This window comes from Nitrospirota bacterium (assembly GCA_016235245.1).
Taxonomy (GTDB): Bacteria; Nitrospirota; Thermodesulfovibrionia; order Thermodesulfovibrionales; family UBA6898; genus UBA6898.
Genome location: JACRLO010000012.1, coordinates 25,402 through 45,220, shown reverse-complemented (window position 1 = coordinate 45,220; position 19,819 = coordinate 25,402). Strand labels below are relative to the sequence as shown.

Here is a 19,819-nt window from a genome sequence, read left to right as displayed (position 1 = left end):
TCAGGCACCTGCTTCCGGTTTTGGCGGTCTCTTTTTGTTGCGTCTTCTTCGTCTTCTCTTATGGGGATTCCCCGGCTGTTGTTCACTTTTTTGTTCCGCTGAAGGCGTTGCTGCCTCTTCCGCAAAGGCCCCTGCAGGGGGTGCGATCTCACTGTCGACAGGCAGGGTTTCTTCGACCACTTTTGCCGGCTCAGCGATGGGTTCCTTCTTCCTGCGCCCACGCTCTTCGGCGGTCAAAGGCTGCTGACCTTCGTGATATTCATATCCAAGGCAGCACATAAGTCTGCCACAGGCCCCTGAGAGTTTTCCCGTGTTAAGCGTAAGGTCCTGCTGTTTTGCCATTTTTATCGAGATAGGTTCAAAATTGGAAAGAAAGGCCTTGCAGCAGAGTTCCTGGCCGCAGAGACCAAAGCCGCCAACGAGCTTTGCCTTGTCTCTTACGCCGATCTGACGCATCTCAATGCGCGTCTTGAATCTGGCGGCGAGGTCTTTGACAAGTTCCCGGAAATCTATTCTTCCGTCAGCAGTGAAGTAAAAAACAATCCTTTTCCGGTCAAGTGTCGCCTCGGCCCGAACCAGCTTCATCGGCAATCCCCGTGCCATAACCCGCTCATAACAGAAGCTCTTTGCTTCCTGTTCGAATTTTTCGTTGTCGGCCTTTTGCTTGAAATCCTCATTTGAGGCGACACGGAGTACCTTTTTCAGATCCTTCGGCGAACTTTCAAGGGGACGCGGAGGCTCCACAACCGCTCCGATGCTCAGACCGAACTCTGAATCAATGACGATCTTGTCCCCTTTACGAAGGTCAAGATCGTTTGCATCAAACTCGTAGATCTTTCCACAGCTCTTAAAACGTATTCCGACAATATCAGGCATACTATGGATACAGTTCCTTTCTCAGCAGGGATGCGGTGTAGTTCCATGTGAGCGATTTGTTCAGATTGAACAGCAGCATCGACTTTATGAAGCTCAGTTCCTTATATATTAGTATTATACCCTGTATGTCGACAGATTTTCCTATCTTCCCCAGAGTTTCAGCAAGGTCCGCGTTTATGAGATGCGAGGCCTTCCCGGTTATTCTGTGCACGGCAAGATCCCGGATAAACATCAGGGCAAGGTCAAACCATTTCTCCATCTCTTCCCGTGATGCCCAGCCATCTTTTTCGGCCTGGGTCATTGCCCCCAGCAGGGCCATAAACCAATCCCGATCTTCCCTGACGTCTGAGGATAGGGCAAGCCCTGGTCTTCCGAGGGAAAGCCTTAGTGTCAGGTCAGCCTCGTCGCCGTTCATCTTCTCTTTAAGGATCTCTCTGCAGGAAGTCAGTGAATGCGTATGAAACGAGATCTTCGAGCACCGTGAACGTATGGTTGCAGGAAGACGATCAGGCCGAGATGTGACCAGAATAATAAGGCTGTCTTCGGGCGGTTCTTCAAGGGTTTTAAGAAAGGCGTTTGCCGCCGAGAGATTCATGCTGTCAGCATCATCTACAATGACCGTTTTCTTTTTTCCCTCAAAAGGTCTGAAGGACAGGGTCTCTTCAATGGCCCGCACCTCCTCTATCTTGATGATGCGTTCTTCAGGCGCAATCGTTACGACATCAGGGTGGGTGCCCGCATTGATCTTGAGGCAGGAGTCGCAGACTTCGCAGGCGTCAAAAGCAGGGACTTGGGATTGGGGGTCAGGGGTCAGCAAAAAACCGACCTGTTCCTCAGTTGAGCTGCCGCCGGCATGCAAACAGTTCACGGCCTTTGCAAAATTCACTGCGGTTGTTTTTTTCCCGATGCCGGATTCTCCACAGAAAAGATATGCGCCGGCAAGCCGGTCTCTCTTTAAGATGCCCTGAAGCATGCTGACAGCCTTTTTCTGACCTATGATATCTTTCAATGCCATGACAATTTTGCCGGATTCTGCTCTCTGCGCAGCTATATCGGATGTTGATCCAAAAAAGCGTCAACAGTCTCTGTTATGTTTTTGTGTATGGATTCAATGCTGCCACTACAGTCAATGATCCGTATCCTGTCCGGCTGCCCTGCTGCCATTTCAAGAAAACCGGCGCGCACCTTTTTATGGAAGGCAACATCCTCCAGTTCGAGTCTGTCGCGCTTGTTGATCTCCCTGTTTCTCTGCAGGCCTGTCTCGACATCGATATCAAGCAGAAGGGTCAGGTCAGGTCTCATGCCTTTGGTTGCGATCGCATCAAGGGCCTCTATCATCCGGCGGTCTATTGCTCTTCCATATCCCTGGTACGCGAGCGTGGAATCGCTGAAACGATCGGAAATAACAACCTCTCCCCTTTCCAGTGCAGGAGCAATGACCTCTCTGATATGTTGTACCCGGGCTGCATTATAGAGAAGGAGTTCGGTTACAGGGTCCATTTCTCTGCTATCAAGAGAAAGAAGGAGTTCGCGAATTTTCAGACTTATGGCGGTTCCGCCCGGTTCTGCCGTGCAGACTATAATCCGTCCACGCTGCTGCAGATATTCGGTCAGCAGTCTCGCCTGCGTCGACTTGCCGGTACCTTCAATGCCTTCGAGCGAGATGAAAATGCCCTTCACGCCAGGTCCTCTTTCAATCGTATAAGCAGCTGGAATATTTTTACTGCCTCTTCTATGGTTCTTGAGCCCGTGCCGCAGGAAGGGGTAAGGAGCAGCTGGGAGCGGATAAGATCCTGCGGAATATGCTGCGAAAGGGTCCGCAGGCCGGCCTGAAATTTCTCGCGAATAGAGTCGGGATTTTCTCCTGATATGGCATCCGACGTCGGCACAATGCCCCATGCAAAATACCCGCCCTTTTCAAGAAAGCTTCTGCATTCCTCAGGGTACAGGGCAAGGGTGTCAAGGTAGTCATAGGCATCGAAATTCACGATATCAGCACCGCTTTTCATTACCATCGGCCAGTCGGCATTTCCGCAGCAGTGGATGCCGGCGGTCCCTCCTTCAGTCTTGATCGTTTTGACCATCTCCTTCAGAAGCCTGAGTGCCTCATCAGCGTTTACGCCGAGATAGCTTGAACTCCCGAGGGCAGAAAGAATCGGCTCGTCAATAAAAATAATGACGCTGTCAGCATGCTGCTTCAGCATGTCGACCTGCCAGCGGGTTTTTGCCTGCAGGAGCATGAGTGAGATCTCGCGGAATTCTTCATCAAAATAGACGGCCTTCCCGGTATCGTCTTTCAGCCCGAGCGTGTAGGTGAGCGGTCCGGTGACATGCCCCTTCAGGACGTTGAATCTCCTGCCCTTGATCATCCTGAGAAAGGCATGCAGGCCCTGGGCATAATCCTCAGATATCGCGATTCTGCTTTCCGGTGTGCAGCTTTCGTAGAAGCGCTCTAGTTCATCGGAGCTGTTTTTTTCGACCCCTATCAGTTGTTTGTCAAGATCAAGTTTCAAAAAGGGCATGCCCTCAGAGAACTGCGGTATCATGAACTCTTTAAAGGATATCTTCGGAAATTGAGGCCAAAACGGAATATCAAAGGAGCTGAGTACAAGCCTGCACCCATCAATTGCACTGTGGTGAGGAAGGCTTCCGATCCCTGTTGTCATATATGGTTTTAACATCTATGAATGATACTCTATCGGAGACTATCCTTTCAAAGTCTTTTTCCTGAAAAGGGTATAATGAATCATGAAGAAACTTCTGATTTTATTGGTTTTCCTTCCATCTTTTGCGGCCGCTTTTATGGCGGATGATGAGATCGCGGTTCTTCAGCGCACTACCGCAGGCTGGTCAACAGGAGAGAGAATAGCCTTTTGGGCTGAGCAGTTCATCGCTTTGCCGTATGACCCGGATCCTCTGGGAGAATATGTGAGAAAAAATGTTGTCGTTGCTGATGAGCGGGTAGACTGCATGTACCACGTATTCAGGTCTGTTGAGCTTGCGCTCGGAAAGGACCCTGCCGACTCGATAACCGTGGCCCTTGATAAACGCTTTCATGGCAAGGGGCTTCTTAAAGATGGAAGGGTCAGTAACTATACGGAACGATTTAGATATGGTGAAGACATGATCGAAAGCGGGAAATGGGGCAGGGAGATCACGGCAGAGCTTGGAGAAACCGTCATGATCAAGGGTGAGAGGGGCAGGAAGCGCGTAGCGATGAGACGAAAACAGGAGATCCCCAAAGCGCTTGGGAGACTCCAGAGCGGCGACCTTGTTTTTTTTGTCAAGGACCCGAAAAAACGGATCTCTCGAGAGATCGTCGGGCATATCGGTATTATAAAAGTCGAGGCAGAAAAGACTTATCTTGTGAGTGCTTTTGGCAGGAAAAACAGAGGAGGAACGGTGGGAAAAATCCTTTTATCCGAGTACGGCAGAGAAATGCCGTTTGTCGGGATAAAGGTATCCCGCCTGGAATAAATATGCACTGTCCAGAATACGGTATGGCCTTTTGGAACAGACAGGGCTAATTATTTGTTCCTCCTCTGATGCTTGGTCTTCCTGAGCAGTTTTTTGTGTTTATGCTTGCTCATCTTCTTTTTACGCCACTTGACAACGCTTCCCACAGACTCACCTCCTTCTTTCCTGGTTCTTGGTAAAACAGATGCTGCGTGCTATCGGTTATTTCTAAATTCTTTTGCCTGGTCAATGAATGCTTCAAGCTGTATCTCGGTCGTCAGGGACTCTGTCCCGTCGTAGGGAATGCTCAAACACGGGATCCTATGGTTATTCTTGACTCCCCGCAGAAGTGCATTGACTATTGTGCCCGGCATACAGCCAAAAGGCATGGCATTGATAATGCCTGAAGCCCCTCTCCTGACAAGGTCAATGCTTTTTCCTATGCTCAGGATGGCCTCGCCCTCAAAGGTCGGGTGGATATAGGGGTGCGCATTTCGCATGATCGTACGTGTGTCAGGTTCATGCAACGTGCGCAGAAAGCCTGAAAAAAGCTTTCCCAATCTATGCTCTACCCTCTTTTGAAAGAACCTCTTTGACAGAAGAGTAATCATACCAGACAGGTCTTTTTTAATCAAGACCTTGCGGAGCCCCATGAGATTAATGTAGCTGATCCATTCGTCAACAGGGGTGAGATAGGCTTCTGCGCCGAGCGCTTCGATTTTCCTGACAAGCATTTCATTGGAGAACCTGTTTGAGCGGACAAATATCTCACCCACGATGCCGATGAGGGGTCTTTCCTCTTTTTGTACGGATAAGCCCTCAAATTCCTGTCGCGCCATTTTAAGCGCTTCCTCAACATTCCCTGTTCTTGCGCTCAGTGTTCCGCATAGTCGCAGCAGATTCTGCTGATAGATATTGTCAGTTACTCCCTTTTCCTTTTCATAAGGCCTTGTCTCAAGAAGGCATTTCCTGAGAAGGCTTATCGCAACTACTCCCTCCCAGATCCTCATTGCATACCCTTGTCCGACGAGGCCAAGGTGTTTATAGAAATGTTCATTCTGGTTTGGTGAAATGACCGGGAGATCTTCCATGCCAAGATCGCGGATCACCATCCTTTGGAAGACGTTATACTGACCGAACCTGCACGGGCCTGTTCCCGACGGCATAAAGAAAGCTGATCTTGCCGGATCGAAGCCTGGCTCAAGGGCTTTCTTTACCATATCCCCTGTAGTTACGGCGCAGGGATAACATTCCTTGCCTGATACGAATCTCCTGCCAAGATCAACAGACTCCTGAGATGACTCTGGGAGCACTTCCGCGGTTGTCCCGCAATAGGAGAAGGCTGCTGCGATCGCAAAGGCATGGTCAGACATATGGGGGATATAGACAGTTCTGGAGGCGTCGTGTCTCATGTGAGATGGCGATATCTTCTGAATGTGGTTTATGCGCTTTTTAGGCATGACTGCTGAATCACGGTTCCGGATACTGTCGAGAAAAGCTTCACACCGCGTTACAGCCCCTGCATCAGCGCTGTGCGCATCAAGTTCAAGGTGAAGAAAGGATTTCCCTGCCATCTCTTCTTCAAAAAACTTCAAAATAAAAGAGTCAGGGCCACAGGAAAAGTTGCCGATATAGATTGCATCAAGGAGAGGGGTTACGGCTATGATCCGGGCTGCGCTGAGAATCCGCTGCCCCGCTCGCCAATACATAGTGGGCCATTCTTTATGTATCTCCTGTTGTTCAAGGGGCAGAAAATCCATCGGAATGGTCTGTACGCCGAGATTGCCGATCTTTTTCGGGATATCAAGATTCATGCCCTTGTCAAAGGAATTTTATGCCCTGCCGACGATAACAACGGCTTTTTCGTTCAGGCCGGCGAGGACTTCTCTTCCCTTATCTTTAATCGTTTGAACAAAGAATTCCTGCATCTTGTCTGCGGCAGCCATGGCCGAAGACAGTTTGGAAGAAGAGATATTGAACTGCCTCAGGCTTCGCAGGAGTTCCTGTTTAAGGTTGTTTCTTCCCCTGGACAATCTGACCGCAGGCATGATAAAGGTTGTATCAGGGAAGGCGGTTTTTGCCAGGTAGGGTATGGTTTGGGTATAAGGACAGGCAAGGCCTGCGTTTGCCCGATCAGGTTCAGCATTCAGATCGATAAAACTCGGAATGACAACAGCATCAACCCGCTCCTGTATCAGATGAGCAATATGGCCGTGAGCAGCCTTGACAGGGAAACAGGTCTCTGCAAGAATGGTCTCATTGCCAAGGTCAATAATGCTCCTTTTGGTCCCGGGGGAAACTACAACCTCGAAACCGAGTTCCCAGAAGAGGGTTGTCCAATAGGGCAGAAGATCATGGAAATAGAAAATAAAGGGAATACCGATCTTTACGGGTAATCGGCGGTGGGGCGTTGCTGTCGAAATTCTGTCTTTCTTCTGCTCGTTACTCTTTGCCCCATAAGCTGTGCTGTATTTCAGATGCGCCCGCCAGAGCATCTCATCCCTGAATGCGAAAAGGTCAGGCAGATCAGAGTTGTCGGTTTTTTTTCTTGCATCATATTTTTCGCATCTGCCGCCGTAATAGAGATGAGCCTTTACCCCCTGCACGTTAATGCGGTTGATCTCGCAGATGTTTGAACAGCCCTTGCATTCAAAGGAAGTAATTTCGTATGGACGCTGTGAAGCTTCAAAGCCTTTAAAGCTGGTTTCGGGAATTGGGGGTTGGGGACTGGATGAGTACAATATTTTGTCCTGTTCCTGACTTCTGACTTCTGGCCTCTGACTTCTCATATGTTCCCTTGCGATCAGTGCCATACCGATGGCACCGGTAACGTCATGATGTTCAGGCACAATGACCTTTTTACCAAGATAATTTTCGAAGGCGGCAACTACTGCCTTATTAAAGGCGACCCCGCCCTGAAAAAAGATCCTGTCTCCAATGGGACGCTTACAGACAACACGGTTGATGTAGTTTTGAACGATTGAATACGCAAGACCCGAAAGCAGATCTTCTTTCGGCAAACCCTTCTGGAGGTTGGCCATAAGCGAGTTTTCCATAAAGACGGTGCAGCGCTCACCGAGTCTGCAGGGATTCTTTGCGCAGAAAGCGATCTCCTGAAATTCTCCCTTAACCGAGATATTCAGCTTCTCTGCCTGTTCCTCTATGAACGAGCCTGTTCCTGCAGCGCAAGCCTTATTCATCTCGAAATCGACAATTACCCCATTTTTCAGCGATATATATTTCGAGTCCTGACCTCCTATCTCAAAGATGGTGTCAACATCCCTGTCAATAAAGGCTGCTGCCGTTGCCTGGGCGGTAATCTCATTTTTAATGATATCGGCACCGATATAATCGGCAATCATGTACCTGCCAGAGCCGGTGGTTCCTACCCCTGATATGGCTATTCTGTTTCCGATCTCCCTGCGTATCTCTTCAAGCCCCTGTTTCACCGCTTCAATAGGCCTGCCCGCTGTCATGAGGTAACGTTTGGCTACTACATTGCATTTTTCATCGATTACTGCCAGATTTGTGCTGATAGATCCGATATCAACTCCGAGATAGGCCTTAGTTGAGGAGTTGGGGTCTGGGGTCTGGGGTTTGGTAATAATAGTGTTTTCCATTTTACTGATCCCTGATCCCCAAGCACCAATCTCTGAAGAAAGGTGTCTTTTCGTGAAGTCCCCGCCCACTGCAATTAGGGGTGAATATCCTTTTTCCTGTGGCGTATCGGCATTTATGAAATCTTCTATCAAAGCCAGGTCAAAGGTATGAAACCTGGCTGAGTCCATATCTTTCCATGCGGCCCCAATGGCGCCCATCAGCGCGAATTCCTCAGGAATGAATAAGTTATCAATGTTGAAGATCTCTCCGAAGGCCCTTACCATTCCTTTATTTGCTGCAACGCCACCCTGGAAAGAAATGGGCGGCTCAAGGGTCCGGCCCTTTGCGATTGAGCCTTTGAAGTTGCGGGCAACGGCAAAACAGAGGCCGGCTGCAATGTCTTTGACCGGGGTTGCGATCTGCTGGAGATGGATCATGTCAGATTTCGCAAAGACACTGCATCTTCCCGCAATTCTGGGCGGTTTCAGAGGTTGAGCCGTTCTGCCTGCTGGTCAAGGAATGAGCCGGTGCCTGCTGCACAGACCGAGTTCATCGCAAAGTCCTTTGCTGAAGAGGAATACTCATCGAGAAAGATAAGTTTTGAGTCCTCACCTCCAAGTTCGATGATCGTTCTGATCCGGGGATAGAGTTTCCGCGTTGCATAGGCATGGGCAACCACTTCGTTGACCGGCGGAATGCCGAGTATGGTCCCGATTAATCTTCCGGCAGAACCGGTAAGGGAAAGAGAGGTCTTTTTACCTGAAAATTGATCAACAGCCTTCTTGAGGAGCTGAAGCGAAACAGGAAGCGGCCTTCCCTTATGACGCTGATAGATGCTGAGGACAATATTGCCCCTCTCATCAAGGACAATGATCTTACTCGCTACAGAACCTGCATCCAGCCCGATATATATCATAAATTCTAAGGGTTTTTTGTTGCATTATACCATAGGGGGTTATGACTGATTCTATCATTCTCCTGCTGATTCAGATTAAATTTAGCGGGTCATTTATTAAATGACAAAACAGCGATATCAAGTGACGTAAAATGTCACTTGACTCTGGTTCTGATCATTGATATAGTTTTTTCTCTGAGAGAACAACAGGTTATATATCAGGAAATTGGCATGGCAGTTGCATCTTGTATAGCGTTAAGGTAGCAGATGATTCAGGTTTCAGGCTGTGACATTTTGTCACATAATTATTAATCGTTAACAGAAGGAGGAAGCATCATGTATCAGGGAATGAACAATCTCAAGAATCAAAAAGGCTTTACCCTTATCGAGCTCCTGATCGTTGTCGCGATCATCGGTATTCTCGCGGCAATCGCAATACCGGGCTATCTCGGTATGCAGGAAAGGTCCAAGAAGGGAGCTGTTGTCAGGAATGCATCAGCATCCGAGCCTGAGCTTCAGGGATGGCTTAATTCATCATTGAAGGGTGGCGCACAGGCATTACTGACAGAAAATGATACTGATGGCAATGGTGCCATAGAACCCGGAACAGACCTTAGAAACGAGCAATTGGCTTCAAGTGCTGCTGGTGTATGTAATACCTACCGTGATGCAATGAATGCCAAAGCTCTGAAGTCGCCTTGGAACAGCAATAATAATCTCTGGATCGCCAATACGGTCCGCGTTACCACCCCTGGCGGCGCAGGTGAAAACGGTCGCATACAGTGCACTCAAACATCTCCTACAAGTGCTATTCAGCTTACCGCACTTGATGGTGGCGGCACAGAAATACATTTCAAGTCAATAACTTCCGACTAAATTGTCGCGTCGTTATCGGTTACGCCGGGAAAGCATACTCTGCTTTCCCGGTTTTTTTTGCAGCCAAAACATAAGTACAAGGATTAACGCTTATGGACAGCGCTAAATCGGGATTTTCTCTCTTGGCCCTTGTTGGACTCTGTCTGCTTGGCACAGTGATCTATTCCAACAGCCTCAATGGTGAATTTGTCTTTGACGATCATGTATCCATTACGTATAACCCTGCTGTTAAGAGTCTCGGAAAAGCTCTTGCCGGCTTTTCAGAAACGCGGTATCTTGGAAATCTGAGCTTTGCCTTGAACTATGCAGTTGCAGGGCTTATCCCTTTTGGATACCATGTTACCAATGTGCTGATACACGTAATGAATGCATTACTGGTCTATTATTTTATAAACCTGATATTTTTGACGCCTGCCCTGTCCGCTACCCGGGTATCATCTCAATTTATCGCTTTTTCAACAGCCTTCATTTTTGTTGCTCATCCGATCCAGACCCAGGCAGTAAGCTATATCGTTCAGAGGTATACCTCTTTTGCAACCTTGTTTTATCTGCTTGCGCTCATCTTTTATCTTAAAGCACGTCTTGAGCTTCTTAACTCGGCCAAGATTTTGGCTCAAAAACACCTCTATTATTATGTATTAGCTCTGTTTTTTACCGTCTGCGCTATGAAGACAAAGGAGATAGCCTTCACCCTTCCTGTTGCGCTTGCACTCTCTGAAGCGTATTTTTTTGATAACAGGGACGGGATGAAAAAACGAATCCTGTATCTTGCGCCGCTGCTCCTGACCATTCTGATAATTCCCCTAAGCACACTTAACTTTGTCCCCACAAAGTCAGCTTCTGAGCTGATCGAGATTTTTGATGCTGTGACAAAAGATGATCGGATCCCTTTTACGAGGTCAGAGTACCTCTATACCCAGTTCAGGGTCATAATGACGTATCTAAGGCTTCTCGTGCTTCCAATCAGGCAGCATCTCGACTATGACTATGCTGTTTCCAGAACATTTTTCTCCGCAGACGTGATAATCTCCTTTTCTTTTCTTATCCTGCTATTTTTATCCGCACTGGTGCTATTTAAGAAATACAGACTGGCATCGTTTGGCATAATCTGGTTCTTCCTGACACTTTCGATTGAATCAACCGTTATTCCGATAAAAGAGGTTATTGTCGAACACAGGCTCTATCTTCCCTCCATAGGTTTTTTTCTTGCAGCTACCGCGATGTTTGACTGGATGGTCTCTCAGAAAAAAATTAAGCCAGCCGCTATTGTGCTCCTGATTATGACTCTGTCGTTCTTTACCTATCAGAGAAACGTGGCATGGGCCTCTGATGAGCATGTATGGAAGGATGTGATCGCGAAATCGCCCTCCAATCCAAGGGGATATGCCGGTCTGGGCATTGTCTATAAAAAAAGAGGGGATTTTGGTAAAGCAATCGAACTTTTCGAAAAATCAATGTCGCTCGGTCTGCTTTACCCAGAGGTTTTTCTGCATCTCGGAGATATTTATTATCAGAAAAAGGATTATAATCTGGCAGCGAACTTTTATCATGAATCGCTGCGTATTGATTATACTGCCAAGGTGAGGTTAAGCCTGTTGAACAAGCTCGGGAAAACGTACGAAAAACTTGGAGAAAGCGAAAAGGCAGGCACGTTCTATGGCGATGCTGTCAGATTGTACCCCACGGTTACCGCCTCGTACTTCAATCTCGGACTGTTATATGCACGCGCCGGGCAGCCTGATAAGGCCATAGAAACATTTGAGAAGGCACAAAAAATAAAAAGAAGCAGAAATATCTACTACAATCTGGCGCTCCTTTATAAAGAAAAAGGCGATGATGAAAAGGCAATAGAGGCGTATAATACATTCAGGAGCATGGCAGCAGAATAATTTATTAGTAAGGAGATGAACATGAATAAAAAGGGTCTTACACTGATTGAACTCCTAATTGTTTGCGCAATAATTGGCATATTGGCAGCAATTGGCATCCCGGCCTACATTGGCCAGCAGAAAAGTGCATCGAGGACCGAAGCCTATACAAATCTTGAAAACCTGCGGCTGCTGGAAGAGCAGTTTTTTGCTGAAAACGGCTGCTACCGACCCTTGGCTGCAGGGGTCTGCTCTACCGCCACCAGCAGTATTGGTGCTGCCGGTTCAACGACGGCGATACGCGATGCAAATGTGCCTCTTATTCAGGCAGTGCTGCCCCGTTTTCGGCCGGCGACTGGAGCACTCTTCAGTTATAGAATAGAGATAAATATTAATTTTGCTGGTGCGGCCACAAACCCAACCCCATGTTTCCGGGCAACGGCCACAGGAGTAGACGGGACAAGAGTTGCAGGAGACAGTTTTATGATTGATTGCAATAATAACAGAAACTTTTAGACTATTGGATGGTTACGCAGGAACTTTTTATAGAGGGAGCGCATCAGAAGAATCGCGGGGATATACCCCTCCATATCCCCAATTACACGACACGGTCATTGCGATGACAGGAGTGTGCTGCTCAGGTAAATCCTCTTCTGCTTTTGGTGCAATCTTCGCTGATCTGTTCAATATGCCGGTCTTTTGAAATAGTCAGGTGAATGAAAATGAACCATTTCGATTCAGTTGCAGAATGTTATGATAAGGTCCTCCCCGCCCACGTCGAGGAACACTACTTTAGAAAAAGGATGCGCTTTCTTTCCGGCCTTCTGGGGAGCGGCAGGATACTGGATGTCTGTTCCGGCACCGGCAGGATATCAGAGGGTCTGATAAAAAGAGGTTTTGACGTGGTCAGTCTGGACAGCTCAGAAAATATGCTCTCCATGAGAAATGGTATCAACGGGTATCAGCCTGTCAAAGGGCTCTCTTACGACTTGCCTTTTGACAACGAGGTGTTTGATCTGGCTGTCTGTGTGGCTGCGCTCCATCATGTGGCTGAAAAAGAGAAGGTAAGGCAGACGATTGAAGAGATGAAACGCGTGGTTAAGAAGGGGGGATATATTGTTCTTTGGGACCACAACCCACTGAACCCCTACTGGAGGATTATCATGAAGAGGGTGCCCCAGGACACTGGTGAGGAGCGTCTGATTCCCCAGACAGAGATGACCGGACCGTTTGAGAGCGGGGGGTATCGTTGGGCGATATATAAAAAAGGATTTATCCCCGATTTTGCACCAAAATGGTTAATGGGTTTTTTCAGGCTGATCGAGAAGTGTGTTGAAGCAATGCCGGGACTTAATCTGCTGGCTGCTCATAATGTCGTGGTTGCGAGGAAGGAATAGAGGCAATGTGGCATGGAAAGACCGTATCGGTAATTTTGCCCACGTACAATGAAAAAGGGTCAATCCGGCAATCTATTGAGGATTTTTTCGGCTCCGGCGTGGTGGATGAAATAGTGGTTGTGAATAATAATGCGGCAGCGGGCACGTCTGAGGAAGTCGGAATGACAGCCGCAAGGGAAGTCTTTGAACAAAAACAGGGGTATGGATATGCCATCAGGAGGGGTTTTCAGGAAGCATCAGGGGAGATAATTATCATCAGTGAGCCTGATGGGACGTTTAGCGGGCACGATGTCAGAAAACTGTTGGCCTATTCGGAGGATTTTGATGCGGTCTTAGGTACAAGGACAACAAGTGTGCTTATATGGAAGGGCTCTAATATGGGGCTATTTTTACGATGGGGAAACTGGGCAGTTGCAAAGATGATGGAATTTCTTTTTAACACAACTACGCTTACTGATGTCGGCTGCACAATGAGGCTGATAAAAAAGAAGGCTTTAGATAAAATTGTCGCTAAATTTACGGTTGGCAGTTCTCACTTTGGGGTGGAAATGATGTTACTCATTATTCTTAACGGGATCAATGTGATCGAGATTCCCGTTAATTATAAGCCGCGGGTTGGAAAATCATCAGTGACCGGCAGTAAGCTCAAGGCATTTTCCCTTGGCATGACGATGATATGGACAATAGTGAAATACCGCTGGTTGAGTATATTTTATTAACGGGTGTTTTTTTGTGCGTGATCCATTAATATATAGAGGGTTTCGCAGTATTGTGCGACTATGTTCTTAGGGTCCTGAGCGAGGGCTTTTTCTATCAGAGCATAGGTATCTCTATCTGCAGACCCCTTAAGCAGCCTTGCCAGTGCGGTTGTTGAGTAGAACCCCGGGGTGTTGGTGTCTATTCGGCTCTCTGCAATAATTTCATCATAAATCAATGACTTGGGCTTATTATATTTCATAATAATATCTTCAAATTTCTTTATGTCTCTGACAAATATCAGGACATTCCCGTCTGCATATATTAATTTCCATGAATCGTCCTGAATTAAGTTAAGAATAAAAGGATAGATATATCCTGAATACATATATATTGCCTCATGGACAATGATATCCGCCTTTATGGTATTCAGTGAGTCTTTCCAACTCATATTCCCAACAAGGGCATTACCGGACGGGCCTGCATCTTCTTTAGTTGCAACCTTAATTGTCCCGATGTTTTTGGGTATCAACCCGCTGATGGTTCCTAACAATTCCGCTGCAGGAGTGTATTCTCGTTCAATGGTACTGCTTGTCCTGATCCGCTCTGTGCTGAGGAAGCGGGAGTCGGAATATAATCTTGATTCAGGAAAGAGCCTGAACATCAGAAATGAGGATTTATTATATGAGGCGAAAATATTTCCTGAGATGCTGTTTTTTATTAAGAAGTTTGATGCACTGACTGCATAGATACGGCTGTTTGCAAATTTGTAAATATTTTTGTCCCTTAACGGGTTATACATTATCATAACAGACGCTGATGCTATAACCAGAAGAATATGCATGCCAAGCCGCATTCTTGAGGCTATTTCCGGCTTTAATCGGACAGGAATGTGCCGGAACATGGATATTGTAACAATATAAAAAAGCGACGAATATCTTATGCTGACCAGAGCAGGGACAAGGGAAAAAACAAGCAAAAACAGAGGAGTGATGTCGCGGCGTTTGATAAAAACGACTATCATGACAGCAGAGACCGCAATAAAGAGAAAGATGCCAAAGATGGTTGGGGTCGGGCCGAGTTTCATGAGCAGCTGAAAAGGTGACCAATATTCATATATGCTTGAGAAGAGGTCCTTGGAGTGGGTTGTAAAGGCATAGAAAAAAGCGGAGTATGTATTGGGATTTGCCATCGAAAACAGGATGGCGCAGGCAATCACTATCAGTAAGTGATGAATATGCTTTTTGGATAACCCGTCAGGAAGAGTAGCTGCCTGCCTGCTTCCAATAAAAAAATGAATTACCTCAGAAATTGTATAGATAACGATCAAAACGACTCCGTAAATAAACCCTCCGTGAAGATTTGACCATAAAGGCATCAGGAAAATCAGGGGGAATAAAAAGCTCAGATTCCTCTTTTCTCTATATTTTTCGAAGAGAAATATCACAATTCCGGAAAACAAGAAAGTGAAGAGCTGTGGTCTGACTCCCTGGAACTCCCCCATAAAATAAACGAATACCCCTGTTATCAGAAACGATAGATAGTAACCTTTATCTTTTATGAGATGCCTCAGCAGGGCGGTAAGGGATGTCAGTATGGTTGCGCTCATAAGCGCAAGGCCGAACGGCCCGGCATAGTTATAAATCAGAAAGAAAAAAATCTGAGACAGCCAGTACTGGGTAAGGATAAATTTCCCTATAAAAGGCAGTGCATCGTCAGCAAAAGAAAAAGGATCTGATGTCGGAATAGTCTTGTTCAATAAAATATATTCGCCTGTTTTTAGGTGCCAGGGCGTATCAGGGTCCTGAACAGGTTTTATAAAAGACAGGAATATGAGAATAAAAAATAGGACCGTTAATAGTCTTCTGAGATTTTGTTCCAGCGTTGAATCCTGGGATTTCATCAATTCCACCTTGTATAGGTAATTGGCAAGCGAGCAAGGCTGCACTCTCCAGTACTGCGGATAGATTTGTTAAGCAGGTGATTAGTCATCGTCTTTTACCCATGTCCAGCCAGCTTTTTGGGCAGTAACATTGCTGAGAGGGTGCTGTTTCTTCGGGCGATTTCCAGGAGGAACAATGGCCCGATAATCCCGACAATAAAGCCGATGGCGGAACTTGCATACATATTCAGCCCTACGATACTGCTAAAAAAACTGGTTGCATTCCACTGAAAAAAAGTATGAAAAATGAGTATGAACAAAGTTCCTGAACCGATAAAAGCCAGGCCGTCCCCGAGATAGTTGAATGCCGTCAGTATGTTCGAGAGGGAAAGACTGATATAAATCCCAGTTACTGCCTGCAACGTTGAAATAGAGGCATTTCCATAGGTCCTTGCATTCAGGTCCATGGTTTCATTAAAAAGTATATGACAGCCTGCGAATATTGCCATGGCGAGGGATAGCCCGGATAGGTTTATTTCAATTGTTCTAACGTGTCTTGACAGCGCATGCCCGGCACAAAAAAAGGCCGAAGTAATCAATATGAGATCGAGACTGAAGGGCAGACCCGGGAGTTGAAGTTCTTTTCCGGACAGAAACGAGAAGATCCCTGATGGCGCTATCCTGACTGGCCAGAACCAATTGATAGTCGTGATGCCTGTAATCAGCAATAACACAATAAATGATAGTTTGCCCCACAATGATATGCGGTGCCTCCCGATCAGTCCCATAAATACAAAGGAGAAAATAAAGACAACGAACAAGTGCGGCAGGAACCACATCGGCATCCATTGCCACTCCTGCCAGGCTATCGTATTGCCTGTTCCATAGAATATGCCGGCCAGTGACTTGATATTGAACTCGAAGCCGGCCAATGTTTTTAATGCAAAAAAACTGATCAGCACTACAAAATAAGGTTTCAGAAGGGTATCTAATTTTGAAGCAACCATTAACCTTAGGGTTTTGCTCCTTCTGAGATAGACGCCGGAAAGGAAGAAAAATAAAGGCAAGTTGAATGAGAAAATTATGCGATAGATCTCATTCGGACGATGCAATACGATCCAATTATGCCCAAATACAAGCAGCACTATCGCTATTCCCCTGGCCACATCTATGGTCTTATCTCTTTGCATAATCTGCTTGTGTTAATCGTGGATATTTTGACACAGGCGGCCTATATTTCTCTATGTGTCTCATAAATCAGGGAGGGTGATTCCTGCCTGTAATTCATCAAAAGGTGATCTGTTCAGATCAAGCAATCAGCAGGTCTGCTTATTATAAGAGGTTAACGTAGAATAAAAAAGATGTTCAGAGCAATTTGCGACCTTGTCGGGCCAAATCTTTTCATCGGATTTGTTTGTAATGGAGCTGCCCTCTTTTAACCCCTATGCTAAAATAACAGGATGTCTACTCAGGAACTGATCATTGAAGGCGCAAGACAGAACAATCTCAGAGACATAACCCTCCGTATCCCCCATAACAAGGTCATTGCAGTGACCGGGGTCTCCGGCTCGGGCAAGTCTTCGCTTGCGTTTGATACGATCTTTGCCGAAGGTCAGTGGCGGTTTATAGAATCCCTGTCTTCCTATGCGCGGCTCTTCCTCGAAAAGCTCGACAGGCCTGATGTCGACGCAATTTTAAACATACGACCTGCCATAGCGCTTGAGCAGAAGAACTCCATTCGCGGTTCGCGCTCAACCGTGGGTACACTTACCGAATTGTATGATTTCTTCAGGGTTCTCTACGCAAAGGTCGCAACTCCCTTTTGCCCAAAGTGCGGCAGGGAAATACGAAAATGGGATCCGTCGCAGATAGCCGCAGAGCTTGCAGGAAAATATTCAGGCCAGAAGGCCTTCATCCTCTTTGATACGAAAGAGCCGCCTCAGGAGATGAAGAGAAAGGGTTTCACCAGGGCATGGAAAGACGGAGAGCTGGCAGAACCTGGATCTGACCTGCAGATTGACGGCAATCTCACCATGGTGCTTGACAGGCTCATCATTAAGGACGAACCGAGACTTTCCGATTCCATAGAAACTGCATGGAGAGAGGGTAAGGGCAGCATGCGGGTCAAACTCGCTGCAGACCTGCATACCTCAGAGTTTCTTGCCTTTTCATCAGAGCATGCATGCGAGGACTGCGGTATTGTTTTGCCTGAGCCGTCGCCGCTGCTCTTTTCATTTAACCATCCAATTGGGGCATGCCCTGTCTGCAAAGGCTTTGGTGACACGCTCCAGTATGACGAGGATCTCATTGTCCCTGACCGGAGCCTTTCCCTCGCAGAGGGGGCGGTGGACCCCTGGAACAAGCCTGCCGCAAAATGGTGGAAAAAGCAGCTTATTGGAAAGGGTAAAAAGGCCGGCCTTGACCTTAACAAACCCTATTCGGATCTCACACCTGAAGAAAAGACCATTCTTTTTAAAGGAACAAAAGGCTTCTCAGGCATTGATGATTTTTTTGAAGAGCTCGAAGGCTGGAGGTACAAGCTCCATGTGCGGGTCTTCCTCTCCCGATACCGGCGGTCAAACACCTGTCATGCCTGTGGAGGCAGGAGATTAAAAAAAGAGATCCTTGCCTATAAAGTTGCCGGCCTCGATATCGCCGAACTTTCAGCCATGCCGATCAATATGCTTGCAGCATTTTTCGCTTCTATCGAACTGTCTCCCTTCAGGAGGGAGACGGCAAAGGAGCTGCTGCGGCAGATAGCGATGAAGATCGGCTATCTCGAAAAGGTGGGGCTTGGATATCTCACGCTAAACCGCTATGGAAAGACCCTCTCTGGCGGTGAATATCAGCGGATCAATCTTTCGAATCAGCTTGCGTCAGTCCTTACCGGGACGCTCTATGTGCTGGATGAGCCTACTATCGGTCTGCATGCAAGAGACACGGACAGGATTGCCGAAATATTAAAGCAGCTTGCAGAACTGGGAAACACGGTTATCGTTGTTGAGCATGACAGAAGTATTATCGAGGCTGCTGAATGGATTATTGAGCTTGGCCCCGGCGGAGGGCACAAGGGTGGCAATGTCGTCTTCTCAGGCACATTGCAGGATTTTCGCAAGGCCGATACGCTTACGGCGAGATATCTTCGGGGAGAGGAGAAGGTCCAGCTTCCGTCAAAGAGAAGGTTCTTCTCAGGAGACGAGTTGCTGCTTTCGGGTGCCAGCGGCAATAATCTCAAGGGTCTGGACCTGAATATCCCGCTGAAAAGACTGATTGCAATTACCGGCGTTTCCGGATCAGGCAAGAGCAGTCTTGTTGTGGAGACCCTGTACCGGGGTATTGCCCGCCATTTCAAGGTGGGTAATGAGCAGCCGCTTCCGTATCATGGACTTAAGGGCCAAGAGCATCTGAAAGGGGTGAAGCTTATTGATCAGTCGCCGATCGGAAAGAGTCCGCGTTCAAACCCCGCAACCTATCTCAAGGTCTTTGACCATATCAGAAAGCTATTTGCCCAGCAAAAAGAAGCAAAGGCGCATGGATATGAGCCAGGATTCTTTTCCTTTAACGTTGAAGGCGGAAGGTGCGAAACGTGCAAGGGCGGCGGCTATCAGCTTATGGAGATGTTTTTTTTCGAGGACCTTTATATTACCTGCGAGAAATGCTCCGGCAAGCGGTATAGGCCGGAGGCGCTTCGCGTAACATTCAGGGGAAAGAACATCTACGATATTCTGAACCTTACCGTGGAGGAGGCGCTTGAGCTCTTTATTGACTATCCCCCTATAAAAACAAAGCTTTCGTTACTTATCGAAACAGGGCTTGGGTATCTCCGGCTCGGACAGCCTGCTACCACGCTCTCAGGGGGAGAGGCTCAGAGATTAAAGATCTGTTCAGAGATGGGCACGACCGCGAAGGGGGGATATCTGTATGTCCTTGATGAACCGACAGTCGGACTTCACTTTGATGATGTTAAGGCCCTGCTCTATATTCTGAACAGACTTGTAGAGGCAGGCAACACCGTTGTTGTGATTGAGCATAATCTCGATGTTATCAGGGCTTCTGACTGGGTAGTGGACATTGGCCCTGAAGGCGGCGATCAGGGCGGCACGCTTGTGTTTGAAGGCACGCCGGATGAGCTCATGAAAAATAAGAATTCCTACACAGGAGCCTATTTGAAACGCTATGCGTGATCTGTCATGGACAGTAGTGTCAGGGAGACGCAGAATATGCCATGAATAGCTTTATTTTGGCGCAGGGTATCTTCGCCCGCAGGATTTGC

12 protein-coding genes and 2 pseudogenes are annotated in these 19,819 nt (G+C 47.3%); 7 read left to right on the top strand and 7 right to left on the bottom strand.

Annotation, left to right across the window (positions count from 1 at the left end; genetic code table 11):
- Genes HZB31_06370 through HZB31_06360 form a run of 3 tightly spaced genes read right to left on the bottom strand, consistent with a single transcriptional unit; the run spans position 1 to position 2,775 of the window.
- Positions 1-876, bottom strand: a complete 876-nt coding sequence (locus HZB31_06370; protein ID MBI5847563.1) for a stage 0 sporulation protein — start codon at positions 874-876, stop codon at positions 1-3.
- Between the two features lies 1 nt (position 877).
- The gene (gene holB / locus HZB31_06365; GenBank protein MBI5847562.1) at positions 878-1,891 is read right to left on the bottom strand and encodes a DNA polymerase III subunit delta'; all 1,014 of its coding nucleotides are present in this window, start codon (positions 1,889-1,891) and stop codon (positions 878-880) included.
- 32 nt (positions 1,892-1,923) lie between these two features.
- A complete protein-coding gene (locus HZB31_06360) occupies positions 1,924-2,775 on the bottom strand; it encodes a dTMP kinase (GenBank protein MBI5847561.1) in 852 nt (283 codons plus the stop codon).
- A gap of 849 nt (positions 2,776-3,624) precedes the next feature.
- Between HZB31_06360 and HZB31_06355 the strand changes: the two genes are divergently transcribed.
- On the top strand, positions 3,625-4,353 hold the full coding sequence (locus HZB31_06355; protein ID MBI5847560.1) for a hypothetical protein: 729 nt from the start codon (positions 3,625-3,627) through the stop codon (positions 4,351-4,353).
- A 50-nt stretch (positions 4,354-4,403) separates the two neighbouring features.
- Here HZB31_06355 and HZB31_06350 read toward each other — a convergent pair whose 3' ends face one another.
- The gene (locus HZB31_06350) at positions 4,404-4,499 is read right to left on the bottom strand and encodes an AURKAIP1/COX24 domain-containing protein (protein ID MBI5847559.1); all 96 of its coding nucleotides are present in this window, start codon (positions 4,497-4,499) and stop codon (positions 4,404-4,406) included.
- A 48-nt stretch (positions 4,500-4,547) separates the two neighbouring features.
- Positions 4,548-8,845: pseudogene (locus HZB31_06345) on the bottom strand (CoA protein activase).
- A 330-nt stretch (positions 8,846-9,175) separates the two neighbouring features.
- Here HZB31_06345 and HZB31_06340 point away from each other — a divergent pair.
- The 5 genes and pseudogenes from HZB31_06340 (at position 9,176) to HZB31_06320 (ending at position 13,687) form a co-directional block, all read left to right on the top strand.
- A pseudogene (locus tag HZB31_06340) lies at positions 9,176-9,274 on the top strand (type II secretion system protein).
- A 521-nt stretch (positions 9,275-9,795) separates the two neighbouring features.
- Positions 9,796-11,592 (top strand): tetratricopeptide repeat protein, encoded by a 1,797-nt coding sequence (locus HZB31_06335; protein MBI5847558.1) that lies wholly within the window; start codon positions 9,796-9,798, stop codon positions 11,590-11,592.
- Between the two features lie 21 nt (positions 11,593-11,613).
- Positions 11,614-12,087 (top strand): prepilin-type N-terminal cleavage/methylation domain-containing protein, encoded by a 474-nt coding sequence (locus HZB31_06330; protein ID MBI5847557.1) that lies wholly within the window; start codon positions 11,614-11,616, stop codon positions 12,085-12,087.
- A 206-nt stretch (positions 12,088-12,293) separates the two neighbouring features.
- Complete coding sequence (locus HZB31_06325; protein ID MBI5847556.1) at positions 12,294-12,968, top strand: methyltransferase domain-containing protein; 675 nt, start codon at positions 12,294-12,296, stop codon at positions 12,966-12,968.
- A gap of 5 nt (positions 12,969-12,973) precedes the next feature.
- Complete coding sequence (locus HZB31_06320) at positions 12,974-13,687, top strand: glycosyltransferase family 2 protein (protein ID MBI5847555.1); 714 nt, start codon at positions 12,974-12,976, stop codon at positions 13,685-13,687.
- On the opposite strand, the gene HZB31_06315 is transcribed toward HZB31_06320, so the two are convergent.
- Both HZB31_06315 and HZB31_06310 read right to left on the bottom strand, forming a co-directional pair.
- Positions 13,684-15,168: a hypothetical protein gene (locus HZB31_06315; protein ID MBI5847554.1), complete on the bottom strand. Its 1,485-nt coding sequence runs from the start codon at positions 15,166-15,168 to the stop codon at positions 13,684-13,686. The two genes, HZB31_06320 and HZB31_06315, sit on opposite strands and share 4 nt — an antisense overlap.
- Positions 15,169-15,662: 494 nt before the next feature.
- Positions 15,663-16,736, bottom strand: a complete 1,074-nt coding sequence (locus HZB31_06310; GenBank protein ID MBI5847553.1) for an acyltransferase family protein — start codon at positions 16,734-16,736, stop codon at positions 15,663-15,665.
- Positions 16,737-17,006: 270 nt separating this feature from the next.
- On the opposite strand from HZB31_06310, the gene uvrA reads away from it, so the two are divergent.
- Positions 17,007-19,730 carry an excinuclease ABC subunit UvrA gene (gene uvrA / locus HZB31_06305; protein ID MBI5847552.1) on the top strand — a complete coding sequence of 908 codons (2,724 nt, stop codon included), beginning with the start codon at positions 17,007-17,009 and terminating at the stop codon, positions 19,728-19,730.
- The last annotated feature ends 89 nt before the right edge of the window (positions 19,731-19,819 follow it).

Coding starts and splice junctions, on each gene's coding strand:
- HZB31_06320 (MBI5847555.1), top strand. CDS start 12,974: ATGTGGCATGGAAAGACCGTATCGGTAATTTTGCCCACGTACAATGAA.
- HZB31_06360 (MBI5847561.1), bottom strand. CDS start 2,775: ATGGGGCATTGTGCCGACGTCGGATGCCATATCAGGAGAAAATCCCGA.
- HZB31_06330 (MBI5847557.1), top strand. CDS start 11,614: ATGAATAAAAAGGGTCTTACACTGATTGAACTCCTAATTGTTTGCGCA.
- HZB31_06355 (MBI5847560.1), top strand. CDS start 3,625: ATGAAGAAACTTCTGATTTTATTGGTTTTCCTTCCATCTTTTGCGGCC.
- HZB31_06310 (MBI5847553.1), bottom strand. CDS start 16,736: ATGCAAAGAGATAAGACCATAGATGTGGCCAGGGGAATAGCGATAGTG.
- HZB31_06315 (MBI5847554.1), bottom strand. CDS start 15,168: ATGGGGGAGTTCCAGGGAGTCAGACCACAGCTCTTCACTTTCTTGTTT.
- HZB31_06370 (MBI5847563.1), bottom strand. CDS start 876: ATGCCTGATATTGTCGGAATACGTTTTAAGAGCTGTGGAAAGATCTAC.
- HZB31_06325 (MBI5847556.1), top strand. CDS start 12,294: ATGAACCATTTCGATTCAGTTGCAGAATGTTATGATAAGGTCCTCCCC.
- HZB31_06335 (MBI5847558.1), top strand. CDS start 9,796: ATGGACAGCGCTAAATCGGGATTTTCTCTCTTGGCCCTTGTTGGACTC.
- holB (MBI5847562.1), bottom strand. CDS start 1,891: ATGGCATTGAAAGATATCATAGGTCAGAAAAAGGCTGTCAGCATGCTT.
- uvrA (MBI5847552.1), top strand. CDS start 17,007: ATGTCTACTCAGGAACTGATCATTGAAGGCGCAAGACAGAACAATCTC.